The organism is Nocardia sp. NPDC058058, assembly GCF_042885355.1.
In the GTDB taxonomy this organism is placed as follows: domain Bacteria; phylum Actinomycetota; class Actinomycetes; order Mycobacteriales; family Mycobacteriaceae; genus Nocardia.
This window is the reverse complement of the sequence record NZ_JBHVSA010000001.1, coordinates 2,091,986-2,116,847: the sequence shown is the minus strand read 5'-3', so window position 1 is coordinate 2,116,847 and position 24,862 is coordinate 2,091,986. Positions and strand designations below refer to the sequence as shown.

Below are 24,862 nucleotides of genomic sequence, written 5' to 3'. Positions count from 1 at the left end.
CATCGTCGCGGCGGTCATGCGCCGGTGAAGAACAGCGGACTGGTCCACACATCGTGCCCGTCGCTCTGCCGGGCGTGCAGATACAGTGCGCTGTCCCCGGCCGGGAGCTGAACCGCGAATTCCCCGGTGAGCACGCCGGGCAGTGGATCGGCGGAGAGTCGTTCGACCGTGACATGCAGTCCCGCACCACCGAATTCGCGGCGTACCGGGCCGTCGACGAGATCGCTCCACGCCACGGTGCAGCGTTCGGTGCGCGCATCCTCCGCGATGGTCGCCTCGATATCGAGCACCGCGTCCGGCGCACGGTCGAGCCGCAGCACCGCCCCGTGATCGCCGCCGTATGTCGCTCCGGCCCAGTCGATTCGATTGCCGTCGACGGTGAGGAACTCCTCCGGATGCATTTGTGCCCAGGGCTGGGCGTCCCGCACTCGGGCCCCATCGACCAGGACTCGCCCCCGCCAGGATGCCCAGCGATACCGGTCCCGATGGCGTGCGCCGCCCCAGCGGATCCGGATCAGATCCGGTGCGTATCCGGTCTCGGCGTGCAGATCACGATGTCGCAGTGGACCTTCGGTGTCGAAGATCGTCATTTCGTCCCATGAGCCCTCGGCGTAGAGGGCATACGACACGACGATCTCCGCATCCGTGCGAGTCCGCTCATCGCCCATCCACTGCTCGCCCGAGCGCAGCAGCGCGACCGCTCGCGCCCCGGTCGTCGCCCAGGTCCGGCGGGCCCGCAATGTCGAACCGACCGCGGCACGGGTCAATTCGGGGGCGAGCACACCGGTGAGTCCGCCGCGCCCGCCGAAGATATTGGCCCCCGGAGCCCCGCCGCCCGGACGGCCCCGATGTTCGTCGCTGTTGGCGCTGACGCCGACCCGCAGACCCCGGCGCATGGCATCGCGCAGGAACCAGGAACCGGTGCCCCAGGCCGAATGCACCTCGATGAGCCGTTCCAATTCCGGGTGATGCCAATCGAGAATCGCGCGGCGACCGCCCAGATGCGGCATGAGCAGGTAGTCCTGCGGGCGTGCGGCATAGGCGTCGTACAGTTCGGTGATAGGCCAGTGCTCCGGCGTGGGCGCGCGGCTGGTCATCGAGTCATGCCATTGCAGTGACCTGGCCAGTTCGGTGTCCTCGCCGAGGTAGATGACATTGTGGTCGCCGCCCACGGCGGAATTGCCGCACCATTCGACCCCGGGCAGGCATACGAAATCGCCGTCCGTGCTGACTTCGCGGCACAGCGCCACCACCTCGCGCCAGGCCTGATCGGTGACCTGAAAGTCATTGGCGGTGTAGCCGAGTACGTCCAGCCCGCCGATATCGCGGCCGTAGGCGAAGTTGTACGCGCTGTCCTGGGTGCCGACGGTGTCATCGGAGTGCACGTGCAGATCGGCGAAATACGCTCGCTCACCGGGAAGTTCGGTCACCACATCCACGGCACGGGTGTCGGTGAGCCGCTGCCCGCCGGGGAGCGTCGCGGTGACGCCGATATCGTATGCGCCGACCGCGACCGCGGGTAGTTCGAGAGTCGCTGCTGCCCAGCTCTTTTCGGGCAGCATCACAGCGGTCGACCACTCCCCGGCCGCCGCTTCGATGCGCGCTGTGACGTCCGTGCTGACATTGCCCCACACATCCTCGAGATGTACCCGCAGCGGTGCGGGCGCACCGGCGCGCACCAGCCGGGGACCGGCGATGACCAGCCGCCCCGGCGGTCCGGCCGCGATATCCACGCTCAGGTCCTCGACGTGCCCCATCCGCGATGTCCCCAGCACATCGGCGTACAGCCGGAAGGTGAACGCGTCCTCGACGAAGGTCTGCACCCGGGTGCCCGGTCCGCCGTTGCGCCGATCGCCGAGCCGGATGACGATCTCATCGCCCGGCCGCACGAAGCCGTCCTCGAGGTGAATGAGCAGCGCCTTCTGATACGGCCGCTCACCGCCTTTCACGTCGTAGCGGGTATGCAGTCGGCGGACGGTGGCCAAACTGTCCGCCGATGCCCCGCCCAGATCGCTGCAATGCGTGAGTTCCGCTGTGGCGTAATCCCTTCCACTCGGATCCGTGGTTTGCAGATCCCAGTCCGAGTAGTACTTGAAGCAGAGCTTGAGCCACCCGCTGTCGGCGATGCCGGAGCTGCCGACGGTGTAGCGCAGCACGACTTCGGTGATCTCGCCCGCGATCAAGGTGTCGGTCGAGGTGTGCAGGCTGCCCAGAAACGGCAGTGCCGCAATGGCTTCGGTGACCTTCCGGCTGACGGCGGCATCCCCGCAGTCGTGATACCGGGCTCCGGTCTGCGTGCGCGGAGTGATCATCCGGCCACCGCCGACTGTCCCTCGGCGCGCAGCACCGTATTGAGCGGACCCAGATCGGCGAGCCCACCGAGATCGCCGGTCGGCAACACCCCGACCTCGGCTCCGCGCCGCGCGTATTCCTTGATGGTGCCCAGCAGCGGGTCGACGGTGAAGGTCATATCCGACCAGGCCGCGGCCAAATCGGCAGCGCCGAGCCGAGCGCCGTTGATCTTCCCGATGGCGTCATTGGCGCGTCGGCCGGCCTGTTCGGGATCGGCGTTCACCGCCGCGGTCTCCTTGACCAGGCCGCGCAGCAGCGCCGCGACCGCCTCCGGATGCGCCTTCATGAATGCCGACCTGACCAGCAGGTTCGTCGTATTGAACTGCCCGTCCGGCCACAGCGTCCGCTCATTGACCAGCACGTGCGCGCCCTTGCTGACCAGCAGTGCCGCATACGGCTGCGGCACCCATGCGCCGTCGATCGCCCCGGCGGCATAGGCGGCCGCGGTCTGCGCATTGTCCTGCGGAACGATGTGCACATCCCCGTCACCGGCGGTACCCGTCTGAAAACCGTTCTGCCGCAGCCAGTATCGGAGAGCGATATCGGGCGCCCCGCCCAGCGCGGGATCGGCGATGGACTTACCCTTCAGATCCGCCACGGTCTCGATGCCGGGCCGCACCACCAACTGCGCGCCACCCGAGGTGGCCCCCGCGATGATGGTGACATTGCCCTTGGTCTTGAGGAACGCGTTGACCGCGGGCGTGGAACCGATGAATACCGCGTCCACCGCATCGGACAGGATCGCGGTGACGGCGGGCGGACCCGAGGTGAATCGTGCCGCCTTCAGCGTGGCCGAACTCCCCAGGGCCTGCTGGAAGCTGCCGTCCTCGACTCCGAGAATCGCGGTGGCGTGCGTGAGATTCGGGAAGTAGCCGAGCCGGAGTTCGACCGGCCCCGCATCCTCGGAGTCGGTGGAGCATCCGGCCAGCGTGGCCGCGAGGACCATCGCGAGAACCGCGAAACGTGTAGCGGGGCGGAACAATTCGATACTGCTTTCCTTGACGCCGCGAATCGCGGCGGACTGCGCTGCTGTGGAGCACCGAGATTTCCACGGCTCGATTCATGCGTCAAAGACATAGAAATGCTAAGAGTTATCACTGTGATTGAATAATCGTCATGGAGCTGAGACAGCTGCGGTACTTCCTGGCCATCGCCCGCACCCGCAGTTTCAGCGCGGCCGCGGCCAGTGAGTTCGTGGTGCAGTCGGCGCTGAGTCAGCAGATCCGCAAACTCGAGGATGAGCTCGACGTCAAACTGTTCGACCGCACCACGCGCTCGGTCCGGCTCACCCGCGAAGGTGAGCATCTGCTGCCGCTGGCCGAGCGGGCGCTGGCCGATATCGATCTGGTCGCCAGCGAGGCCGCCGGACTGCGCGGGTTGATCAGCGGTCATATCGCGGTCGGCATGATGGAATGCCCGCCGCTCACCCTGGATATGGCGGTGCTGCTCTGTAATTTCCACGCCCGCTATCCGGGTATCGAGGTGGCGCTGCGCAGCGGTGGCAGCGATCGGATGGTCGAACAGATCCACGCCGCCGAACTCGATCTGGCCATTCTCGGTCTGCCGCCGAAACCATTGCCCGCCAAACTGATCGCGCGTGAGCTGCTCACCGAGGATCTGGTTGGACTGATCACGGTGGACCATCCGCTCTCGGGTCCGGTGCCCGCGCGGGCGCTGGATCGGGTGCGGTTCATCGACTTCCCGCCCGGCTACGGCCTGCGTGAACAGGTCGACCAGTGTTTCGCCCGCGCCGGAATCGACCGGCACGTCGCGTTCGAGGTCGTTCGGGTGGAGGAGATGATCCGATTCGCGGCCCTCGGCCTGGGTGTCGCGGTGTTGCCGCGATCGATCGCCGTGCACGCGGCGCAGCGTCCGGACGGCCCGCGAATTCTCCAGATCACCGGTGCGGACCTGCGCCGGACCGTGGCGGTGGTGCACCGGCACGATGGACCGAGTTCGCCTGCGGCACGGCGCTTTCTGGAATTCGTCGCCGATATGCCCACGACCGATCCCGTGCCACGGTGATCCGGTGCGACGGCAGCGCCGCCGAACAGCGATTCGCGCGAACGCGCGGTTACCGCTAGGGTCGGCGGGGACAGCGTATAGGGTTCCGCGCGCACACCGCCTGAACGACAACACAATCAGGTGTGGGTGGACTGGACCGAGCTACGCCTCGGTGGACGGCAACCTGCCGGACGCCGACATCTGAAGGGATAAAAGCCTGGAGGACTCCTATTGTGCTGCCCTGTAGCCGGGCGGTACCGAGTAGAGAGTCCCGCCAATGGTTTTCGCTTCGTCCGTTCCCGTCGCCGCCGGTGTTCCGATCGCCGTACTCATCGCGGTTCTCGTTGCGGCCGTGCTGCACGCGGCGTGGAATGCCATCGCGCACTGGATTCCCGATAAGGCCGCCGCGCTGACGCTGGTGCCGCTGGGCTGCGTGCTGTGCTCGATTCCCATGATTCTCGTTGCGGCGGTGCCGGATTCGCGCAGCTGGCCGTATCTGGCGGTCTCGTCGGTGCTGCATATCCTCTACAACGGACTGCTGATGCTGTCCTATCGCTTCGGCGATCTGAGCCAGACCTATCCGCTCGCACGCGGCACCGCACCCCTGGTCGTTGCACTGGTCGCGGCGCTCGTACTGGGGGAGACGCCCGGCCCGGGACAGCTCGCGGGCGTCCTGCTGATCTCGATGGGCCTTGCGTGCCTGGTCTTCTGGGGTCGTCGCGATAACCCCAGTCGCCCGGCCGCCATCGGTGCGGCCGTCACCACCGGACTGGTGATCGCCGCGTACACGGTAGTGGACGGCACCGGAATTCGCTTGTCGCACAGCACACTCGGCTATATCGCCTGGCTCATGCTGCTCGGCGAGGTCGCCATGCCGATCCTGGTTTTCGCCTGGATCGGGCCGAAGCTGTGGCCGCGCGTCCGCCCGGTCTGGCATATCGGTCTGCTCGGCGGCGTACTCAGCGTCGCGGCCTACGGGCTGGTGCTGTGGGCGCAAACCCGCGGTGCGCTGGCCTCGATCGCGGCCATGCGGGAATCGAGCATCATCATCGCGGCGGTGATCGGTGCGGTCTGGTTCAAGGAGGGCTTCGGCAAGCCCCGCGTCCTGGCCACCTGCGTGGTCGCCGCGGGCATCGCGGTCATGGTCCTGACCTGAAACGGCCGGTCCATCGGGAGGGGATGGACCGGCCGTTTCGGCTGCGCACGGCTAGTGGTGCTGCAGCTTGTCCTTCATCTCCTGGTTCATGCCCTTGATCTCCGAGCGCGCCTGCTGGGCTTCGCGCTTCATGCCGTCGCCCAGGCGGTCCATATCGCGCTTGGCGTCGTCGGCCATGCGATCCATGCCGTCAGCCATGCGCTGGCCCTGGTCTTTCATGTCCTGCTTGACCTTGTTCGCCATCTGGCCGGGCTTACGGCCTTTTCGGTCAGACATTCCAACCTCCGCGTCGGTAGGTTTCAGGTCCGAACTACGAGATGGGACTGCGGGGGGATAACCCGCATCCGTCGAGTCTCCGAGCGCTGTCGAGCGTCCTTCGAAGTCTGCGAGGGTCGCCGACAACCGGATCCAGCCTGCTGCCCATGGGTCGGCGGTGTCAACCTTTCGGCGAAATCAGGTGTTTCACCTTGGGGGATTTGAACGGACGTCCGGTTTTATTTGCTCCCGTATTGCCATAACTTTCGAAACCGGGGATTCGCCGGGGTAACAGACAGACCGAAAGGTCCGAAGGAAGAGCATCGGGATACAACGTCTGGAAGTGAATTCATAATGTCGGCAAGGACATTCACGGTGGTGGCGGCCGCCGTAGCAGCAGTTGCGCTATGCGCTCCGTCGGTCGGCGCGGAACCTCCCACGACGACTACGCCCGCTCCGGGTCTCGGTTTGGGTGTCGATCTCAATGGCGGTGGCAACGCCGGGGCGAATCCCGGCGGGGCGGGCGCGAACGCGGGTCTCGGGCTCGGACTCGATGTGCAGGCCGGGGGCGGCGGCGTGACCATCGCGCCGAGCGTCGGCGCGAACGCCGGGGGCGGGGTTCAGGCCGGCGGCGGTACCCAGGGCGGTGGCGGCGTGCAAGCCGGTGGGAATGCCGGTGGCGGCGTACAGACCGGTGGCGGTGTCCAGGTCGGCGGCGATGCCAACGGCGGCGTGCAGGGCGGCGGCAACAGCGACCTCGGCGCGGGCGTACAGGCCGGTGGCAACGGCGGCGGCGGTGTACAGGTAGGCGGGGACGCCAACGGCGGTGCGCAGGTCGGCGGTGGCGTACAGGCCGGTGGCGATGCCAACGGTGGTGTGCAGACCGGCGGCGGTGTGCAGGTCGGTGGGACCGCGAACGGTGGTGTGCAGACCGGCGGTGGCGTGCAGGTCGGCGGGACCGCGAACGGCGGTGTCCAAACCGGCGGCGGCGTGCAAGTTGGCGGGACTGCCAATGGCGGTGTGCAGACCGGCGGTGGCGTGCAGGTCGGCGGAACCGCCGGCGGCGGTGTGCAGACCGGCGGACTGGGCGGCATCGATCTGATCGCCGTCGGCGCGGCGGCGGCCGGACCGGACGTGGTGTACGGCATGGCGATTCCGGTCGGCGCGACCACCGGCATCCCCGGCGGCACCACGGTCACCGATAAGACCCCGGCGGGCGGCTATGTGATCCCCAAGGGCGCACCGGAGACCGGCGCGGGCGGCATGGCGTGCGTTGTGAGCGCGCGGTGAACCGAAACATCAAGGGCGCGGGCGGTATTCGGCGGACGCCGGGCGCGGTGCTGATCGCCGCGCTGGCGATCATCGCGGCCCTGATCACCGGTTGCGGATCCACCGAGACCACGCCCGCCGCATCGACCACCACCGCGACGCCGGCCAAAGTGCAGACGGCGGCAGCGGTCACCCGATCCACGCCGGTCTCGTTCGACATCCCCTCGATCAAGGCGTCCGGATCGCTGATCTCGTTGGGCCTCAACGCCGATGGCACGGTGCAGGTCCCCGTGGACTATCAGCAGGCGGGCTGGTATCAGCAGGGACCCGCGCCCGGCGAGCAGGGGTCGGCGGTGATTCTCGGTCACGTCGACTCCTATAAGGGCGAAGGCGTCTTCTTCTCGCTCAAGAAGGTCAAAGCGGGCGACATGATCGATGTGAAGCGCGCGGACGGTAAGACCGCGCATTTCAAGGTCACCGATGTGCGGATGTATCTCAAATCCGAGTTCCCCGATCAGCTGGTGTACGGCGCGCGCGGCGGGGCTACCCTCCAAGTGGTCACCTGCGGTGGCGATTTCGATCAATCCGCCAAGAGTTACCTGTCCAACGTGGTCGTCTTCTCCTCCCTGGATTCGGTGACGTAACCTCGTTTCGGCTGCAAGTTGCAAATGTACTTTCATTTGTCGTTTGCAAGTGTCGTTGTCGAGGACCTCGGGTGCCGATTAGCTGACGGGTTGTGCCACAAAGGGATTCGACGGAGCAAAGTGCTCGGTTCTCATGACAGTTTTGTGGGTGCGGTCCCGCGAGGCCGTTGTCCAGTCCGCCGAGCAACCTGATGAGGACGTTGGCTGCCGGCGCACCCCGTTTGCGTATGGAGGCGAAACCAGAGCATGACGGCATCCGAAGAGGAGCGGCAGATCAGCGAGCTCGTCGCCCGGCTGGCCGCTAAATTCCCGCATTTGCAGGCGCGGGTTGTCGGTGAGGAAGTGCGCGGAATACACCGCGATTTCGAAGGGCATCGAGTTCGGGAATTCATTCCGCTGCTGGTGGAGCGAATCGCCGAACGGCAGTTGAGTAAGCGGGTGTCGTACCGCACGTCCGCGAATATCGGCGACCCGCTATGGAATCGGGCCCAACCCTTATGCCCGGTCTTCCGGTGGTGAATTCGCTCGACCCACAGCCGAGTTCGACGCGCCGAAGCCGCAGGTCCGGAAACCTGCGGCTTTTTCCATCGGCGGCTACTGGAGTCGCTTGGGTTCGATGGCCGCGGGGAGCCCGCGCAATTGCGCGAAATCCGGACTCTCCTCCCAGCAATCCATGAGCAGCCGCGGCGTGGTGTGGTGTTTGACGTGGTCGCTGTGCACTGTCGACCCGAAGATGGTCAGGCTCGTGATGGCGGTGGCGGCGCATACGCCGCCCGCGATCAACGCCCAACCGGCGTATCCACTCGCGGCAGCGGCCAAAGCCATTGCGCAGGTGCCGAATGAGACGAGTATCGAGGTGTAACCGAACCAGGCGGCGAAACTGTTCCGTCTGACCCAGCCTGGGTTATGGGGCATCCACCCAGCATACCGATGAATGTGATCTACGGCACTTCGCGTTTTTCGGTGGCGCTTACGATACTTCGATGACCGGCAGGTATATCCACACCGCACTGGGCCGCATCTACGTCGACATAGCCGGTTCCGGCGAGCCGATACTCCTACTGCCCAGCCTGCTCACCGATCACACGCTCTTCGCCGCACAGATACGCCATTTCGGCGACCGCTACACCACGATCGCGGTCGACCCGCCCGGGCAGGGTGGCAGTGCCCATCTACATCGCCAATTCTCGTTCGAGGAGAGCGCCGACTGCTATCTCCGAATCCTCGACGAATTAGCCATCCCGCGCGCTCACATCATCGGAAACTCCTGGGGCGCAATGATCGGCGGTACCTTGGCCGCCACCCACCCCGATCGCGTGGCCTGCGCCATCCTCATCAACGGCACCGCCTCCCCGGCTCCCGCCTGGGACCGCCGAAAGCTGGCTCTCTCCGCGCACCTGAGCCGCCGCCTCGGCCGCATGGCCTTTCCTCGAACCCTGGTCGTTCCCCGCTTCCTGGGTGCCACCACGATCCGCGAGCGTCCCGAACTGGTCGATGATTTCCTGACGATCCTGGCCCGCAACAACCCCCGCTCGGCCGGTTTCGCGGTCCAGAGCATCGTCGTGAACCGCCCCGACCAACACGCCCTCTTCACCCGAATCCACTCCCCGGTCCTCATCATCACCGGCTCCGAGGACATCAGCTTCCCCATCCCCGAAGTCCGCCGCATGGCCCGCGCCATCCCCGGCGCGGAATTCGCCGTCCTCGACCACATCGGCCACCTCGCCGCCTACGAAGCCCCCGAAGTCGTCAACCGCCTCGCCGCCGACTTCCTCACCCGCCACGATCCCGCATGAAAGGACAACGGGCGGAATCGATTACGGCAGCTGACGCGGTCGGTCCATCCGTCGGGGATGGACCGACCGGATCGAGCTAGGAGGCGCTGCCGGACAGCAGGCCCGACAGCAGCCCGCCGCCGCCGAGGCCGGAGGAGCCGGTAGAGGTTTGCAGGGTCCAGGTGCCGCAGCCGGTGGTGAAGAAGGCGATATCGGTGGACTGGATGGTGACGGTGGCGGAACCGTTTGTGGCTCCGCCGGTTTCCAGCACGGCGGTGGCGCTGGGGGTCAGGGCCGAGAGGCGGGCCCAGGCGCAGGTGGAGAGGGCGGTGCTGGTGGTGTAGGTGCCCGCCTGGATATCGGTGCCGACGGTGAAGATGGAGTCGGTGCCCATGCTGGTGCCGACCGCGCTCGCGGTTCCGGTGGAGCTCAGTACGGCGGTGGCGGCGAGCGCGAGCCCGGTGGCCCAGAGTGACTTACGCATAAAGGGTGTCCTCAATCGTCTGAAATGAATGCGTTTCGCAGGCTATGAGCCCCCGCCCCCACCCGGCACCGGATCCAGGAACCTCACAGGAACCTGACTGTTTAAGCATCGACCGATTCGGTTGGTATCACAGGTGGTATCATTGCCGTATGGCTTGGACGATGCGTTTTCCTTCGGATGAAGAGGCCGCGCTAGAGGCGCAAGCCGAGAGCGAAGGACGTTCGAAGCATGAGATCACCAGGGACGCGGTTCGGGAGTACCTGATGCGCCACCGTCAGTGGGATGAGCCGCTGGTCGATGACGAGGACACCTTCGACATGGGTGGACCGATCGGCAAGGATGACATTCACGACGCGATGAATCGACCCGCATGATTGTCGTCGCCGATACCTCGGGTTTGCTTGCGATGTTCAATCGATCCGATCCGGAACATTTCGCGGTGAGACGGGCGGCCGATGCCGCGAGCGCATTGGTGGTCAGCCCGCTGGCGCTGACCGAGGTCCATCACGTGGCAAGTGTGCGCGCGGGCCGAAAGGTCGCGGACGCGATACTGGGCAGACTGGCCGACCGGATCGCCGAGACACGTATCGTCATCGGGGAAATCGGTGCCCCGCAATTGCGTTCGGCACTCGAGGTTCGCTCTGCGTACTACGACCTCAACCTCGATATCGTCGACGCGACATGTGTCGTGCTGGCCGACCATTTCGATACCGATCGCATTCTGACGCTGGATCGCAGGGACTTTCGTGTGCTCCGGCCGTTGAGTCGGTATGCGGCCTTCCAGGTCTTGCCGGACGATCTCGCCACGTGACGGTGGCATACGAACCCTGACGTGGGTCTCGCTCCACTGTGATTCATCCCGTATATCTGTTTCTGCTCCCCGAACGGCGTTGCTACCGCTTAACGTCGCGGGGGCAGAACTGAGTTGGGAAGGTGGCAGTAGGCGTGATCGGTACGCAGGCGAAGCTCGATGAACTGGCCAAGATTTTGGAGATCGCCGCGGAACCCGCGGGCGAGGCCGGGGTCGCCAAGCGGGAGAAGAAGGGCATTCCGAGTGTGCGGCAGCGGGTGGACATGCTGCTCGATCGCGGGACGTTCATCGAGACCGGTGCGCTGGCTCGGCAGCCGGGACAGACGGATGCGCTGTACGGCGATGGCTTGGTCACCGGTCGCGGATTGATCGGCGGACGGCCGGTGGTGGTGATTTCTCATGATCAGACCGTGTACGGCGGATCCGTGGGCGTCACCTCGGCGCAGAAGTTCATGCGGGCACTGCAATTCGCGTTCGACAACGCGTGCCCGGTGGTGACGATCAACGATTCCGGTGGTGCCCGCATTCAGGACGCGGTCGGTTCCATCGCCTCGTTCGGCGATATCTCCCGGGTGCTGGAGAAGCTGTCCGGATATGTGCCGCAGGTGTCGATCATTCTCGGCAAGTGCGCGGCGGGATCGGTGTACGGGCCGATCAACACCGATGTGCTTATCGGGACCAAGGATTCGTACATGTTCGTCACCGGGCCGGATGTGATCAAGGCCGTCAACGGCGAGGATGTCACGGCCGAGGAGCTCGGCGGCGCGGAGGTGCAGGCCAAGCGCGGCACCCTGCATCACGTGGCCGAGACCGAGCAGCAAGCCTACGACTGGGCGCGCAACTACCTGAGCTACTTCCCGACCAGCTGCGTGGAAACCCCGCCGATCGTGAATCCCGGTCTGGAACCGGAGATCACGGCCTCGGATCTGGAACTCGACCGGATCATCCCGGACTCCGACCGCTCCGGCTACGACATGCACGAAATCCTGCTGCGCCTGTTCGACGACGGTGAATTCCACGAGGTCCGCGCCGCGTTCGCACCCAACCTCATCACCGGATTCGCCCGCGTGGACGGCTATCCCGTCGGCGTGATCGCCAATCAGCCACTGGTGCTCGGCGGTTCGATCGACGCCGCCTGCTCGGACAAGTCGACCTACTTCATCCGTCTCTGCGACGCCTTCAACATTCCGCTGGTCTTCGTCGCCGACACCCCCGGCGTCCTCCCCGGTCTCTCGGAAGAGGCCGCGGGCGTGATCATCCGAGGCGGCCGCGTCCCCCGCGCCATCATCGAAGCCACCGTCCCGATCATCAACCTGGTGGTCCGCAAATCCTACGGCGGCGCCTACGGCATGATGGCCGCCCGCCAGGTCGGCGCGGACTTCAGCTTCGCCTGGCCCACCGCCCGCATCGCCGTCATCGGCGCGGAGAGCGCGGTGGACCTGCTCGGCAAACGCCAACTCGCCGCCATCCCCGAAGAACACCGCGCCGCCGCGCGTGACTTCATGGTCAACCAGTACAACGAAACAGTCGCCACCCCCTGGATCGCCGCCGAACGCGGCTACATCGACGCGGTAATCGAACCCTCCCGCACCCGCCTCGAAATCCGCCACGCCCTCCGCCTCCTGCGCGACAAACAACCCCTCAAGCCCGAATTCAACCCCCGCAAACACCCCATCTACCCCATGTGATCCCGGGCTCGCGGCCATAAAGAATTCGGTCGCACACCGATTATCCGGTTGTATCGGGGCATGATCCGATTCCGATTCGAGCTGACACCCCTCGAAGAGGTCCACCCCTGGGGCTCGGTGAGCCCGAACCTGCACTGGTTCGGGCTCACCGAAGGGCTGTACTGCCTGGATGTGGGTGGGGTCGAATTGCTGCGCTTCACCGATCGGACCATGAATTGGCTGACCGGCCAAGGGGATCGATCGCCGCTGCCGTGGGTGGACTACTACGTGGTCCGGCTGTGGGAGGACATGCTGGGCGTACTGCCGTACATCCTCGAGCCCGTCCCGGCCGATCTGGTGGACTTCATCGTGACCGGACCGTCGGTGGCGGCCGATCTCGATGATTCGATGCTGGACAACCCGGTGATCGAGGCGGCGTGGGACGCGTCGGGCGAGCGCGGTGTCGATACCTCTTACCTGCGTTTCGGGCCGACCCTGTGGTGGTGCCGCACTCTCGATCCGGTCGACACCGTCACACTGGGCTGGCGCACCACCGAAGACCCGGAGGGCGAAATCGCCTTCACTGCACCACTATCGGGCCGAGTTTCGGTGGATACGGCGGAATTCATGGACGCCGTAGCGGATTTCGACCGCCGGCTGTTCGAATCCATGCGGGTGCGCGTGGATCGGCTGGCCGAAACCGGCCCACCCGCCGGGGTCGAACTCGATATCGATCACCTGATGTGGGAACAGCGGGACCGTCGTACCTGGTTGCCCCGGGCGCTGGCACGACAGGTCAGCACCGATTGGGATGCGGTGCGGGCGGGGGCCGCGCTGCTGGCTCCGCGCTGATGGTTGGTCCAGGACAGACGGGTCGCGGCGGGATATCGCTGTGCGCGGGCCGGATTCACCCGCGGTGGGTGAGGCCGACCGGGTGAGGGGTGTGCGAGTCTCGCCGCGATGACAGCTGAGACGAGTTCGACGAAATTCTTTGACAGGGCCCGTAATTGGGCGGTGTCGCTGGAGGCGACCGGGGGGACCGGTATCGCGTTCGCGGTGTTCGCCACGGCGGCCGTGCTGCTGACGCGGCCGGTGTCGAGGGAGCACCTGGACGCGGGGACGGCGGCGGCGCTGCTGCGCGGGGGGAGCGGGCACGGTGAGGTGGCGATCGCGGGCTATTTGATCGTGTTCGCATCGATTGCGCTGCTGTGGTTCATCGGGACGCTGCGCCGTCGCATCGGCGATCGTGAGGACAAACTGTTCGCGACGGTGTTCCTGGGCAGTGGGCTGGTGCTGATCGCCCTGCTGCTCGCGGCGTTCGCGGTGCTCGCCACACCGAATGTGCTGGCGGGGATGACCGATAGCGGCACCGCCGCGGCGTCGGTACCGTTCGCCTATTCACTGGGGGCCGAACTGCTCACCGGTGTCGCGCCGCGCGTCGCCGCCGTTTTCATTCTCTCGCTGACGACCCTGGGCCGGATCAGCGGCGCGTTCCCACGCTGGTTGTCCGCGGTCAATGTGGTGATCGCGCTGCTTCTGCTGATCGGATCCGGGCTGGCCTGGCAGATCTGGTGGTTGTTCCCGGCGTGGACGTTCCTGGTCGGCTGCGAGATCATGCTGCACCGCCACGATACGGAGTCGTGAACAGGCTCAGAAGTAGACGCCCGGGACGCAGTACCCGGTGACATACTGCCGGTCGCCGTAGCGCACCGAGGCCGGATCCCATTGTGCGCCAAGACCTTCGACAAACGATCGCACCGCGTCGAGATCGGCGCGATCGGCGATCAGAAGGAGAGTGCCGTCCTCGGTCACCGATCCGCCGCCGAGGGTGTCACGCGCGGCGGGGTCGGCCAGCAGACCATCGTGCAGCCGAGTCCGATCGACCCCGGGCACTTGCACCACGAATCCGTCCGCACGCGGATCGTCTGCGGGCAAGAATTCGATGCCGAGCACGGCTTCCTGGTGGTACCGCACCCGCAGATCGTCGGCGATCCAGCACAGATTGTCGCGTCCGGTGCAGGCGAGTTCGAAGCGGCGGGCAGGCTCATAGGTGATCTGCTGCGACTGTTCGGACCAGAACACGCCGTCGATGGGTTCGGAGTGCACGGTGAGCCCGAGTTCCATGGCCGCGGTGAGGTTCACTTCCAGCTCGAACTGGGTGAGCGGATCGTTCAGCCGCGGATCGGCGGGATCGGTGATGGTGGCGGTATTCCAGGTGCCGAACAATTCCGCGGTCGGCCGCAGCGGATCCCCGGCCGCGCAGGACGCCGGACCGTAGGCGTCGGCCGCACCCGCGCCGATCGAGACCAGGGTGGCGCCGAAGGTGACGGCGGCGGCCAAAGTGGCGGCGACTCGGACAGCGATCATGAGGCCGCTCCTGTTCTCCAGCGGGTCGAGACTCGACGGATCCGGGACGAGATGAGATCACCCGAAGTCTATTGCGCCGGATCCACCGGTATTCGGAAACACCCAAGTCCGGCACCGTGCCGTACCTGGACCGTTGACCGGTGAGAGCAAGCACACACATTGCCTGCCGTTTGCCCACTTAGACTGGCTGCGAGTTCCGGTCGATGATGATCGCTTGTGGCACCGCGCTTTTCGCGCGGGAATCGTTTGAGGAGTGGATCCAGTTGAGCAGCGCCTTCCGACGCCGCGTCTCGCCCACCGAACGGATGTATCTCTCCGCCCGGGAGGTCCACCCACACTTTCTGATCCAGGTGGTCGTCGAGGGCGCGGGGGCGCTGGACCCCGAGCGGCTGCGGGACGCGGTGGAGGTCGCGTCGCTGGCGCATCCCGGATCGCGATTGGTGCGATCGGGCCGGGATTGGGTCGCCGGGGCCGACGCGCCCCGGGTGCGGGTGATCGCGAACACCACCGTCGATTACGACCGGCTCACCGAGGACGGCATCCTCAACGGCCCCATCTCGCGGCCCGATTACGTCTCCGAAGCACCGAATTGCGAGGTGGTGCTGCTCACCGCCGAACCCGTCACGGTGATCTTCCGCGGTTTCCACGGCGTCATGGACGCCAAGGGCTTACAGATGTGGGCCAGTGATGTTTTCCGGGCACTGCGCGGTGAGACGCCGGAGGGCGCTGACGATCCGACCACCGACCTGGAATTCGCACTGCGCCTGGGCATTCCGGGATCACCTGCGCCGATGCGATTGCGTTTCCGCTCGCCGATCGGGCACGGCGCCCCGGTCGCGGGCCGCCCGTTCCTGCTCCGGCATCGGAACGTGCCCGGGACGACGAACGCGATCGTGGCCCGGGTCGGTGAAATCGTCGCCCGTGCAACGGGTTCGACGGCCCGCCTGATGATCCCGGTCGACCTGCGCCGCCATGACGCCGAACTGCGCTCGACCGCGAACCTCACCCTGCCACTGTTCCTGGACACCGAGCCGGGGGAGAACTGGCGCGAGATCAACGGCCGCATGCTGGCCGGACTGATGCGCCGCGATGAACTCAACCAGATGAAAAATCCGGGCCTGGAACAGATTCCGGTACCGGTGGCCAAGGCCGCGGTGCGCACGGTCGACGCGATCGGCAGGCGCACGGGCCGCAACCTGTGCTCGGCCATCGTCTCGCACGCGGGCAAGGTAGCGCTCGCGGACTTCGCCGGACCGGATTTCACGCCGACCGGCGTGGTGGCGATTCCGGCGCATACCGGTCTCGCGCCGATCAGCTTCGCCATCGTGGAATCCGAGCAGTCGACCGGCATCACGGTCTCCTGCCGCAACGGGCACGGTGTCGCCGAACGCCTGGAATCCCTGCTGGACGCCATCGCGGCCGCGCTCACCGCACCCGATCAGCCGGTTCAGCAGGCGGGGACTGATGGAAAGGTGCACATCGACCGGACCGAGCCGGTGCTGCGGTCCGTCGCCGATGCGGAGGTATCGCATCCCGCGCGCCAGCCCGTCGAGTCCGATCGGTCGGATGCCGATGAGTTGAACCCTGCCGATGCGCCGCGCCCCCCGTCCGTCGATCAGGCGGTCACGCTCGTGGAATTGCTGCGCGCGCAGATCGCGGCGCGTCCCGGCGCGCTCGCGGTGACCGGGCCGGACGGTTCGCTCACCTATGCGCAGTTGGGGGCGCGCTCGGCCGATGTCGCGGATGTGCTGCGCGAGCGCGGGATCGGGCGGGGCGCTATCGTCGCCATTCTCGCTGGGCGGACGCTGGACGGGATGGCCGGGCAGTGGGGCATTCTCGAGGCCGGGGCCGGGTTCCTGCCGCTGGATCCCAAGCATCCGCGCGAGCGGATCATCCAGACCTTGCGCGATTCCGGGGTGGGTGTCTGTCTGGTCGAACGCCGGTACGCCGATATCGTCGGCGATGCCGTGCCGACCCTGGTGCTGGAGAACCTGCCCGAAAGTGGTTCCGAGCCAATCGATATCGGCGTCGAACCCGGCGATGTCGCCTACGTGACCTACACCTCCGGCTCGACCGGCCGCCCCAAGGGCGTGCGCGTCACCCATGACGGCGTCATGCACTATCTGCGCGCGGCGCTGGACTGGTATCGGCTCACGCCCGCCACGAGGTACGCGCACTATCACACGCCCGCGGCCGATATGGCGGCCATGGCGATGGTCTCCCCGGTCATCGCGGGCGGCACGGTGCTGCTGGTGCCGGGCGAGATCAATCACCTCACCCTGTCGGACATGCTCGGCGAGAACGGTGCGAACACACTGTTCTTCACGCCCAGTCTCGCGGAAGTGGCGCTGCGCCAGGATATTCGGCCCGCCGCGTTCGATACGGTCGTCCTCGGCGGCGAACAGCTCAGCCATGACCTGTCCCGCCGGGTGCGCGAATTCTTCGGCCCCGAGGTGCGATTGGTCAACAGCTACGGCCCGACGGAGGTCAGCCTGGTCTGTGTCTCGCACATCCTCACCGAGACGAGATCGCCCGGCGCGACCTCCGCGCCGATCGGATTCCCCGCCCCCGGCACCACCGCGCACCTGCTCGATCCCGAGGGCGAGCCGGTGCCGGACGGCACGGCGGGCGAATTGTATTTGGGCGGACCGCAGGTCGCCGCGGGCTACCTCGACCGCCCCGAGCTGACCGCCGAGCGGTTCGTCACCGTGCACGGCGAACGCACCTACCGCACGGGCGATCTGGTGCGCCGTCTCGCGGACGGTGCGCTCGAATTCGTCGGCCGCGTCGACCACCAGGTCAAGATTCGCGGCAATCGTGTCGAGCCCGACGAGATCCGCTGCGTACTGGAGTCGCACCCCGATATCGCCGCCGCGGCCGTGATCAGTCGCCGCCGCGAGGAATACAGCGATCACATCCTGGAAGCCTTCGTGGTGCCCGCGCCGACCTCCCCGGCCGGTCAGCCAGCCGATCAGGCGCTGCGCGACTTCCTGGCCGACCGCCTCCCGGTGTACATGATCCCCAGCGGTTTCCACCACCTGGCCGAACTCCCGCTCACCAGCAACGGTAAGACCGACCGCGCCGCGCTCGCGAACCTCTCGGCGCAAGATTCCGGTCCGGACCGGAATGCCTTGCCCGGCAATCCCTCCGGCGTCGACAACGATCTCCAGGAGCAGGTCGCCGAGATCTGGGCTCGCGTTCTGCGCTGCGATTCCGCCGATCTGGCGGCCGATTCCGACTTCTTCGCCCTGGGCGGCGATTCACTGGCCACCGTCGAGATGCTGGCCCAGGTATCCAAGCGGATTGTCGGCCGGGACGCCGAACAGGCGTTCGTGGCCCAGGTCGAGGGCCTCATCACCCATCTGACCCTGAATCGAGTATGTGAGGCCGTGGCCGTCGCCGCGGGTACAGGAGCTTTCGAATGATCTTCATCGGCAGCGGTTCGCTACTGTGGCGCGCCGTCGATTTCGCCACCGCCGCAGGGTATTCCGTCGATCTCGTGGTGGTGCCCGCCGGTCAGCGGGCATCGGCCGGTGCCAGGCAAACCCCGGTGCTCGCCACCGCCGATGTGAACGCCGCCGCCGATGAGCTGGCCGCCGCTTGCTCGGACGGCATCGTGTTCTCGGTCAATAACGCCACCATCCTGCGGGACCCCGTGCTGGACAAGGGCTTGCGCATCTACAACATCCACAATGGCCTGCTGCCCCGCCATCGGGGCCTGCCCGAGGCGGCTATCGCGCACGCGATCCTCAACGGCGACAACGCCTACGGCGCGACCCTGCACGAAATCGACGCGGGCGTCGACACCGGTTCGGTGCTCGATGTCGAACAGTTCCCGATCGCACCGACCGATGGCTTCCAGGACATCATGTTGCAGGGCCTGCGGGCCTGCACGGTGCTGTTCGAACGCAATCTCGAAGCCATTGTCACGCAACGCATCACCCCCATCCCACAGCCGACCGAGAACAGCGGCTACTACGGTCGCAAGGCCCTCGACAGTCTCCGCGACCTGACCGATCACCCCGATTTCCCGCGGGCCACCGATCTCGGCATCTTCTCGGCGTTCTATCCCGAACTCGCGGCTGCCAGCCGATCCGCCTGACCTAACCCGAGCCCTCGCGCTGCGACTTACGCCAGCGCAGCGGCGACTGTCCGGTCCAGCGTGCGAAAGCGCGGGTGAAGCTGGCGGATTCGGAGTACCCCAGCCGATCGGCGATGGTCGCGGTCGGCAGGGTGGTGGCGGACAGCAGTTCACACGCGAGCGTACTGCGCACCTCATCGACCAGCGAACGATACGAATGCCCCTCCGCCGCCAGCTGCCGGCGCAGGGTGCGGGTCGAGATATGCAGTGCCGCCGCCACTTCGGGTTCGGTGAGCAGTCCGCGCGGCGGGGTCAGCACGACCTCGCGCACCTGCCCCGCCGTCCCGATCCGGGCGCGGCGCGCGATGGCCAGTTCCCGGCACTGCTGGGTGGTGAGGTCGGCGGTATAGGGATCGGATTGCGGCAGCGGCGCGTCCACGGTCCGCACATCGAACACGGCCGCGTAGTCGGCGGCCCCGTATCGCGTTGTGTGGGAAATGAGTTCGGTGGTCGCCCGCGCGCTCGCGAACTCCGGACCGGAATAGGGCAGCCGTATCGCGTGCAATCGCCCTCCCGCCGCGGTGATATCGCTGTACAGCGTGGCGATGATGCCGATATCGCGTTCGGCCACGAACCGGGCGACCAGCGGATCGGTCACCTCCGGCTCGATCACCAGCGCGAGTTCGCCGTCGCTCTCGGCCGCGGTGATCCGGCTGAACGAATACGACAGATCCAGGAACCGCAGCCCGACATCGATGGCATCGCGCACCGATCGGCTCGCGATGAGCGCGTACCCCCAGATGCCGTGCGCGGTGGCGTGATAGCGCAGTCCGGCGGCCAGCCCGAATCCGGTGGTGTCCGGTACCGCCCGCAGCACATTGGTGATGATGGCGATTTCCTGCGCCCCGGTCACGAGCGCGCCCGGACGGCGCAGGTCGGCGGCCGCGACCCCGGTGCCGCGCAGGCATTTCGCCTCGGCGACGCCGTGTTCGGCGGCCAGCCGGGTGATCAGCAGCGCGCTGGTCGGTGCGCGCAATGCGGTCAGCACGCTCATGGCCGACTCCGTACAGCGAGTGTCACTGGCCAAAAATATCAAAAAACCGGCCCGCGCGGACGTGGGAATCACCACCCCCGCCGACTTACCCTCGGGCGGAGCGGACCGTGACGGCGATCACGGGAGCGGTGAGGATGCGAGGAGAATCTTGAGCGAGCACACCAGCTTCGACTACGTGATCGTCGGAGCGGGCAGCGCCGGTGCGGTGGTGGCCGCACGGCTGTCGGAGGATCCATCGATTTCGGTACTGCTGCTGGAGGCGGGTGGTGCGGACGAAGCCGATGAGATCGCCATCCCCGCGGCCTTCCCGCAGCTGTTCAAGACCAGGTGGGATTGGAACTACGAGACCACCGAACAGAAGCATATGGGCGGGCGGCGCGCGTTCTGGCCGCGCATGAAGGCGCTCGGCGGCTGCTCGTCCATGAACGCCATGATCTACATTCGCGGCAATCGCGCCGACTTCGATTCCTGGCGTGACGATTTCGGCGCGGAAGGTTGGGGCTACGACGATGTGCTGCCGTATTTCGTTCGCGCGGAAACCAATACGCGCCTGCGCGACCGATTCCACGGTGCGACAGGGCCGTTGCACGTGGAGGACCGGCGCTACACCCACGAGCTGACCGACGGCTGGATCGACGCCGCCCGGGGACACGGACTGGCGCGCAATGCCGACTTCAACGGCGCGACCCAGGAGGGCGCGGGCCACTATCAGGTGACCTGCAAGAACGGCAGGCGCTGGTCGACCGCCGACGGTTATCTGCGGCCCGCGCTGGAACGGCCCAACCTGACCGTCCGCACGCACGCGTTTGTCACCAAGGTGATTCTGGACGGCACCCGAGCGGTCGGCGTGGCATACCGGTATCGCGGTCAGGAACTGGTGGCGCACGCCAACGGTGAGGTGGTGCTGTCCGGCGGTGCGATCAATTCGCCGCAGCTGCTGATGCTTTCGGGCATCGGCCCCGCCGCGCATCTGCGCGAGCACGGTATCGATCCGGTGGTCGATCTGCCCGGCGTCGGCGAGAACCTGCACGACCATCCGGTGACGCCGCTGATTTGGCGTACCGAGGGCACCTCGGACCTCACCGATTTCTCCAACCCCGCGCGGCTGGCGCAGTGGAAGCTGGCCGGCCGCGGCCCGCTGTCCTCGAATGTCGGTGAGGGCGGGGCGTTCTTCGCCTCCCGGGACGGTCTGGACGCACCCGATATCCAGGTCATCGTCGCGCCGACCGGCTTCTACGACAATGGCTTCCGCGAACCCGCCGGGCAGATGTTCACCGCCGGGGTGACCCTGGTGAATGTCGGCAGCCGGGGCCGGGTGCGCCTGCGTTCGGCCGATCCGGCGTGGAAGCCGGAGATGGATCCCGCCTACTTCGAGGATCCCGCCGATCTGGCCGCGTCGGTGGCCGGTGCGCGCCGGGTGTTCGAGATCGCGCGCGAACGGCCGCTCGCGCGTTTCCTGGGCGAGCCCTTCCTGCCCGATCGCGTCGACGGCATCTCCGATGAGCAACTGGCCGACCATATTCGGGCCTGGACCCAGACGCTCTACCACCCGGTCGCCACCTGTTCCATGGGCACCGGCGACAATGCGGTCGTGGATCCGCACTTGCGGGTGTACGGCATCGACGGGCTGCGCGTGGCCGATGCCTCGGTGATGCCGGTGGTGCCGCGCGGCAATACCAACGCCCCCACGGTCATGGTGGGCGAGAAGGCATCCGATCTGATTCGCGGCGGCCGGGCGTCATGACGCGGGCCGAAGATATCCAGGGAGCCATCGTGACGGCAACGGTCACCGAGACATTCGATTCACTGAACCCCGCCACGGGTGATCTGGTCGGCACCCATCCGGTGTTCGACGCCGAACAGGTGCGCGATACGGTGGCCCGCGCCCGGGAAGCCGCGACCTGGTGGGCGGGGCTGAGTTTCGCCGAACGCGCCGACCGGCTGAAGATCTGGCGCGGCATCATCGCCCGCCGGATGGCGCAGCTCGCCGAGATCTCGCACGCCGAGACCGGTAAGCCCACCGCGGATGCCCAGCTCGAAATCGTGATGATGCTCGATCACCTGGCCTGGGCGGCGGGCAATGCCCGAAAGGTGCTGGGCCGCAAGAAGGTTTCCACCGGGTTGATGGCGCCGGATCTCGGCGCTTCGGTGGAATACCTGCCGCTGGGCGTGATCGGCGTGATCGGGCCGTGGAACTTCCCGGTCTTCACCCCGATGGGCTCCATCGCGTACGCGCTCGCGGCGGGTAACGCGGTGGTGTTCAAACCCAGTGAATTCACCCCCGGCGTGGGTGTCTGGCTGGTGGACGCCTTCGCGCAGGCGGTGCCCGAACATCCGGTGCTCCAGGTGGTCACCGGTCTCGGTGAAACCGGTGCGGCACTGTGTAATTCGGGCGTCGACAAGATCGCCTTCACCGGCTCGACCGCCACCGGCAAGAAGGTCATGCGCGCCTGCGCCGATACTCTCACCCCGGTGTTGATCGAGGCCGGTGGCAAGGACGTGCTGCTGGTCGACGCGGACGCGGACCTCGACAAGGCGGCCGAGGCAGCGGTCTGGGGCGGGCTCTCCAACGCCGGACAGGCGTGCATCGGCACCGAGCGGGTCTACGTGCACGAGCGGGTGTACGACGAATTCGTCGGCAAGCTGGGCCATCTGGTGTCGAACCTGCGCGCCGGCGATGATCCGGAGGCGCAGCTCGGCCCGATGACCATGCCGTCCCAGCCGAAGGTGGTCGCGGACCATATCGCCGATGCGCTCGGCAGGGGTGCGCGAGCGCTGGTCGGCGGCATCGCCTCGGTCGGCGATCGGCTGGTGCAGCCCACCGTGCTGGTGGAGGTGCCCGAGGACTCCATCGCCATGACGGAGGAAACCTTCGGACCCACGTTGGCGGTCAACAGGGTTCGCGATATGGACGAGGCCATCGCGCGGGCGAACGATTCCCGCTACGGGCTCGGCGCGGCCGTATTCTCCAAGGCGCGCGGCCAGGAGCTGGCGCGGCGCATCCGATCCGGTATGACCGGGGTCAACCTGGTCTACCTGTTCGCCGCCCTGCCCGAACTGCCGTTCGGCGGCGTCGGTGATTCCGGTTTCGGCCGCATTCACGGCCCGGACGGACTGCGCGAGTTCACCTACGCGAAATCCATTGCGCACCGCCGCTTCCCGGCGCTGCTGCCGCTGACCACCTTCGCGCGCACCGCCAAGATCGACAAGCTGATGGCCACCCTGACCGTGCTGCGACACGGTTGAGCGCCGACCTCCCCGCCTCGAAATCCATTGATAGGAATCAGAGTTCAATGTTGAGCACAATGCAGGACGAGCAGCTGTCGCTGGCGACACTGCTGAAGTACGCGTCGACCTTCCAGGGTGAGAGCACGATTTCGACCTGGACCGGTGATGGTGTGCGTACCCAGAGTTTCGCCGAGATCGGCGCGGACGCGGCCCGCCTTGCCAATGCCTTGCGTGAGCTGGGCATCGGTGAGGGTGATCGGGTCGGGACCTTCATGTGGAACAACAACGAGCACATGGTCGTGTACGTGGCGGTGCCCGCGATGGGTGCGGTGCTGCACGCATTGAACATTCGCTTGTTCCCGGAGCAGTTGGTGTATGTGGCCAATCATGCCGAGGATCAGGTGGTGATCGTCGATGGCACGCTGGTGCCGATGTTCGCGCAGTACCTGCCGAATTTGACGACGGTGCGGCATGTGATCGTGGCCAACGGTGACGCGTCGACGTTGACCGCGCCCGAGGGTGTGCAGGTGCATTCGTACGCGGAATTGCTTGCCGCGCAACCTGATACCTTCGACTATCCGGTCGTGGATGAGCGGTCGGCGGCGGGTATGTGTTACACCTCGGGCACCACCGGTGACCCCAAGGGCGTGGTGTACTCGCATCGCTCGAATTTCCTGCACGCGATGCAGGTGTGCGCGCCCAACGGGATGGGTTTCAGCGAAGCCGACACCGTGTTGGCGATCGTGCCGTTGTTCCATGCCAACGCGTGGGGTTTGCCGTATGCGGCGATGATGTCGGGCGCGAACCTGTTGATGCCGGACCGTTTCCTGCAACCGGGTCCGCTGTTGGAGATGATGGCCGCGCTCAAGCCGACCTTCGCTGCTGCGGTGCCGACCATCTGGGGTGGTGTGCTGGCGGGTTTGCAAGCCGCACCCCAGGACATCTCGCATCTGCGCACCTGCGTGGTCGGCGGAGCCGCCCTGCCGCCCTCGATGATGCACGCCTTCGAAGACAAGTACGGCGTCAAACTCCTGCACGCCTGGGGTATGACCGAAACCTCCCCACTCGGCTCGGTCTCGCATCCGCCCAGCACCTCCGAGGGCGAGGAGCGCTGGGCCTATCGCTACACCCAGGGCCGATTCCCCGCCGGTGTCCAGGCCCGACTGGTCTCCGATGACGGCGACGTCATCCCGAACGACGGAGAATCGCTGGGCGAGTTGGAGGTTCGCGGCCCGTGGATCACCGGCTCGTACTACTCCCCGGACGGCGCGACCATCGATCCGGACAAGTTCCACGACGGCTGGCTGCGCACCGGTGACGTCGGCAAGATCAGTCCCGACGGCTTCCTGACCCTGGTGGATCGCTCCAAGGACGTCATCAAGTCCGGTGGCGAGTGGATCTCCTCGGTGGACCTGGAGAACGCCGTCCTCGGCCACGCATCGGTCGCCGAGGCCGCCGTCATCGGCATTCCCGATCCCAAATGGGATGAGCGCCCGCTGGTGGCGGTGGTGCTGGCCGCCGGATCACAGGCCGAACCCGAAGAGCTGCGCGACTTCCTGGCCGACAAGTTCGCCAAATGGCAGCTGCCCGAGTACTGGACCTTCATCGAGGAGGTGCCCAAGACCTCCGTCGGCAAGTACGACAAGAAGCGCCTGCGCGGCCAGTACGCAGATGGTGCCCTATCGGTCACCAAGCTGGGCTGATTCCGGCCGCGA

23 protein-coding genes are annotated in these 24,862 nt (G+C 66.6%); 16 read left to right on the top strand and 7 right to left on the bottom strand.

What is annotated here, in order from left to right; all coding sequences use genetic code 11:
• Positions 1-14: 14 nt before the first annotated feature.
• Both ACFVUS_RS09660 and ACFVUS_RS09655 read right to left on the bottom strand, forming a co-directional pair.
• Positions 15-2,312, bottom strand: coding sequence for a hypothetical protein (locus ACFVUS_RS09660; RefSeq protein WP_387763189.1), 2,298 nt, complete (start codon positions 2,310-2,312; stop codon positions 15-17).
• Complete coding sequence (locus ACFVUS_RS09655) at positions 2,309-3,298, bottom strand: ABC transporter substrate-binding protein (RefSeq protein WP_387763186.1); 990 nt, start codon at positions 3,296-3,298, stop codon at positions 2,309-2,311. The genes ACFVUS_RS09660 and ACFVUS_RS09655 overlap by 4 nt, the downstream gene beginning before the upstream one ends.
• Before the next feature lie 170 nt (positions 3,299-3,468).
• Between ACFVUS_RS09655 and ACFVUS_RS09650 the strand changes: the two genes are divergently transcribed.
• Both ACFVUS_RS09650 and ACFVUS_RS09645 read left to right on the top strand, forming a co-directional pair.
• Positions 3,469-4,377, top strand: coding sequence for a LysR family transcriptional regulator (locus ACFVUS_RS09650; protein ID WP_387763184.1), 909 nt, complete (start codon positions 3,469-3,471; stop codon positions 4,375-4,377).
• A gap of 256 nt (positions 4,378-4,633) precedes the next feature.
• On the top strand, positions 4,634-5,512 hold the full coding sequence (locus tag ACFVUS_RS09645) for an EamA family transporter (protein ID WP_387763181.1): 879 nt from the start codon (positions 4,634-4,636) through the stop codon (positions 5,510-5,512).
• A 51-nt stretch (positions 5,513-5,563) separates the two neighbouring features.
• Here ACFVUS_RS09645 and ACFVUS_RS09640 read toward each other — a convergent pair whose 3' ends face one another.
• Positions 5,564-5,755: a hypothetical protein gene (locus ACFVUS_RS09640; RefSeq protein WP_387763178.1), complete on the bottom strand. Its 192-nt coding sequence runs from the start codon at positions 5,753-5,755 to the stop codon at positions 5,564-5,566.
• Positions 5,756-6,235: 480 nt separating this feature from the next.
• On the opposite strand from ACFVUS_RS09640, the gene ACFVUS_RS09635 reads away from it, so the two are divergent.
• The 3 genes from ACFVUS_RS09635 (at position 6,236) to ACFVUS_RS09625 (ending at position 8,199) form a co-directional block, all read left to right on the top strand.
• On the top strand, positions 6,236-7,057 hold the full coding sequence (locus ACFVUS_RS09635) for a hypothetical protein (protein ID WP_387763175.1): 822 nt from the start codon (positions 6,236-6,238) through the stop codon (positions 7,055-7,057).
• The gene (locus tag ACFVUS_RS09630; RefSeq protein WP_387763172.1) at positions 7,054-7,680 is read left to right on the top strand and encodes a class F sortase; all 627 of its coding nucleotides are present in this window, start codon (positions 7,054-7,056) and stop codon (positions 7,678-7,680) included. Before ACFVUS_RS09635 ends, ACFVUS_RS09630 begins: the two co-directional genes overlap by 4 nt.
• A gap of 246 nt (positions 7,681-7,926) precedes the next feature.
• Entirely contained in the window at positions 7,927-8,199 is a 273-nt protein-coding gene (locus tag ACFVUS_RS09625) for a three-helix bundle dimerization domain-containing protein (RefSeq protein WP_387763169.1), read from the top strand.
• A gap of 75 nt (positions 8,200-8,274) precedes the next feature.
• On the opposite strand, the gene ACFVUS_RS09620 is transcribed toward ACFVUS_RS09625, so the two are convergent.
• The gene (locus ACFVUS_RS09620; RefSeq protein ID WP_387763167.1) at positions 8,275-8,595 is read right to left on the bottom strand and encodes a hypothetical protein; all 321 of its coding nucleotides are present in this window, start codon (positions 8,593-8,595) and stop codon (positions 8,275-8,277) included.
• A gap of 68 nt (positions 8,596-8,663) precedes the next feature.
• Here ACFVUS_RS09620 and ACFVUS_RS09615 point away from each other — a divergent pair, with 68 nt between their 5' ends.
• Positions 8,664-9,476 (top strand): alpha/beta fold hydrolase, encoded by an 813-nt coding sequence (locus ACFVUS_RS09615; protein ID WP_387763164.1) that lies wholly within the window; start codon positions 8,664-8,666, stop codon positions 9,474-9,476.
• Positions 9,477-9,552: 76 nt separating this feature from the next.
• Here ACFVUS_RS09615 and ACFVUS_RS09610 read toward each other — a convergent pair whose 3' ends face one another.
• Positions 9,553-9,939, bottom strand: coding sequence for a hypothetical protein (locus ACFVUS_RS09610; RefSeq protein ID WP_387763161.1), 387 nt, complete (start codon positions 9,937-9,939; stop codon positions 9,553-9,555).
• Between the two features lie 149 nt (positions 9,940-10,088).
• Between ACFVUS_RS09610 and ACFVUS_RS09605 the strand changes: the two genes are divergently transcribed.
• From ACFVUS_RS09605 to ACFVUS_RS09585, 5 genes are all read left to right on the top strand, one after another.
• Positions 10,089-10,313, top strand: coding sequence for a ribbon-helix-helix protein, CopG family (locus ACFVUS_RS09605; protein ID WP_387763159.1), 225 nt, complete (start codon positions 10,089-10,091; stop codon positions 10,311-10,313).
• The gene (locus ACFVUS_RS09600) at positions 10,310-10,750 is read left to right on the top strand and encodes a type II toxin-antitoxin system VapC family toxin (protein WP_387763156.1); all 441 of its coding nucleotides are present in this window, start codon (positions 10,310-10,312) and stop codon (positions 10,748-10,750) included. The genes ACFVUS_RS09605 and ACFVUS_RS09600 overlap by 4 nt, the downstream gene beginning before the upstream one ends.
• 134 nt (positions 10,751-10,884) lie before the next feature.
• Positions 10,885-12,438, top strand: coding sequence for an acyl-CoA carboxylase subunit beta (locus tag ACFVUS_RS09595; protein WP_387763153.1), 1,554 nt, complete (start codon positions 10,885-10,887; stop codon positions 12,436-12,438).
• A gap of 60 nt (positions 12,439-12,498) precedes the next feature.
• On the top strand, positions 12,499-13,269 hold the full coding sequence (locus ACFVUS_RS09590) for a DUF5984 family protein (RefSeq protein WP_387763150.1): 771 nt from the start codon (positions 12,499-12,501) through the stop codon (positions 13,267-13,269).
• Positions 13,270-13,377: 108 nt separating this feature from the next.
• Positions 13,378-14,061, top strand: a complete 684-nt coding sequence (locus tag ACFVUS_RS09585; RefSeq protein ID WP_387763147.1) for a hypothetical protein — start codon at positions 13,378-13,380, stop codon at positions 14,059-14,061.
• Between the two features lie 6 nt (positions 14,062-14,067).
• Here ACFVUS_RS09585 and ACFVUS_RS09580 read toward each other — a convergent pair whose 3' ends face one another.
• Positions 14,068-14,784, bottom strand: coding sequence for a hypothetical protein (locus ACFVUS_RS09580; RefSeq protein ID WP_387763144.1), 717 nt, complete (start codon positions 14,782-14,784; stop codon positions 14,068-14,070).
• A 263-nt stretch (positions 14,785-15,047) separates the two neighbouring features.
• Here ACFVUS_RS09580 and ACFVUS_RS09575 point away from each other — a divergent pair, with 263 nt between their 5' ends.
• Both ACFVUS_RS09575 and ACFVUS_RS09570 read left to right on the top strand, forming a co-directional pair.
• Complete coding sequence (locus ACFVUS_RS09575) at positions 15,048-18,209, top strand: amino acid adenylation domain-containing protein (RefSeq protein WP_387763141.1); 3,162 nt, start codon at positions 15,048-15,050, stop codon at positions 18,207-18,209.
• Positions 18,206-18,886: a formyltransferase family protein gene (locus ACFVUS_RS09570; RefSeq protein WP_387763138.1), complete on the top strand. Its 681-nt coding sequence runs from the start codon at positions 18,206-18,208 to the stop codon at positions 18,884-18,886. The genes ACFVUS_RS09575 and ACFVUS_RS09570 overlap by 4 nt, the downstream gene beginning before the upstream one ends.
• 1 nt (position 18,887) lies before the next feature.
• Here ACFVUS_RS09570 and ACFVUS_RS09565 read toward each other — a convergent pair whose 3' ends face one another.
• Positions 18,888-19,919 (bottom strand): AraC family transcriptional regulator ligand-binding domain-containing protein, encoded by a 1,032-nt coding sequence (locus ACFVUS_RS09565; RefSeq protein ID WP_387763135.1) that lies wholly within the window; start codon positions 19,917-19,919, stop codon positions 18,888-18,890.
• A 148-nt stretch (positions 19,920-20,067) separates the two neighbouring features.
• Between ACFVUS_RS09565 and ACFVUS_RS09560 the strand changes: the two genes are divergently transcribed.
• The 3 genes from ACFVUS_RS09560 to ACFVUS_RS09550 are packed head-to-tail and all read left to right on the top strand — an operon-like array spanning position 20,068 to position 24,850.
• On the top strand, positions 20,068-21,663 hold the full coding sequence (locus tag ACFVUS_RS09560) for a GMC family oxidoreductase (protein WP_387763132.1): 1,596 nt from the start codon (positions 20,068-20,070) through the stop codon (positions 21,661-21,663).
• Positions 21,660-23,165 carry an aldehyde dehydrogenase family protein gene (locus ACFVUS_RS09555; protein ID WP_387763129.1) on the top strand — a complete coding sequence of 502 codons (1,506 nt, stop codon included), beginning with the start codon at positions 21,660-21,662 and terminating at the stop codon, positions 23,163-23,165. The genes ACFVUS_RS09560 and ACFVUS_RS09555 overlap by 4 nt, the downstream gene beginning before the upstream one ends.
• Positions 23,166-23,212: 47 nt before the next feature.
• Positions 23,213-24,850 carry a long-chain fatty acid--CoA ligase gene (locus tag ACFVUS_RS09550; RefSeq protein WP_387763126.1) on the top strand — a complete coding sequence of 546 codons (1,638 nt, stop codon included), beginning with the start codon at positions 23,213-23,215 and terminating at the stop codon, positions 24,848-24,850.
• Positions 24,851-24,862: the final 12 nt, after the last annotated feature.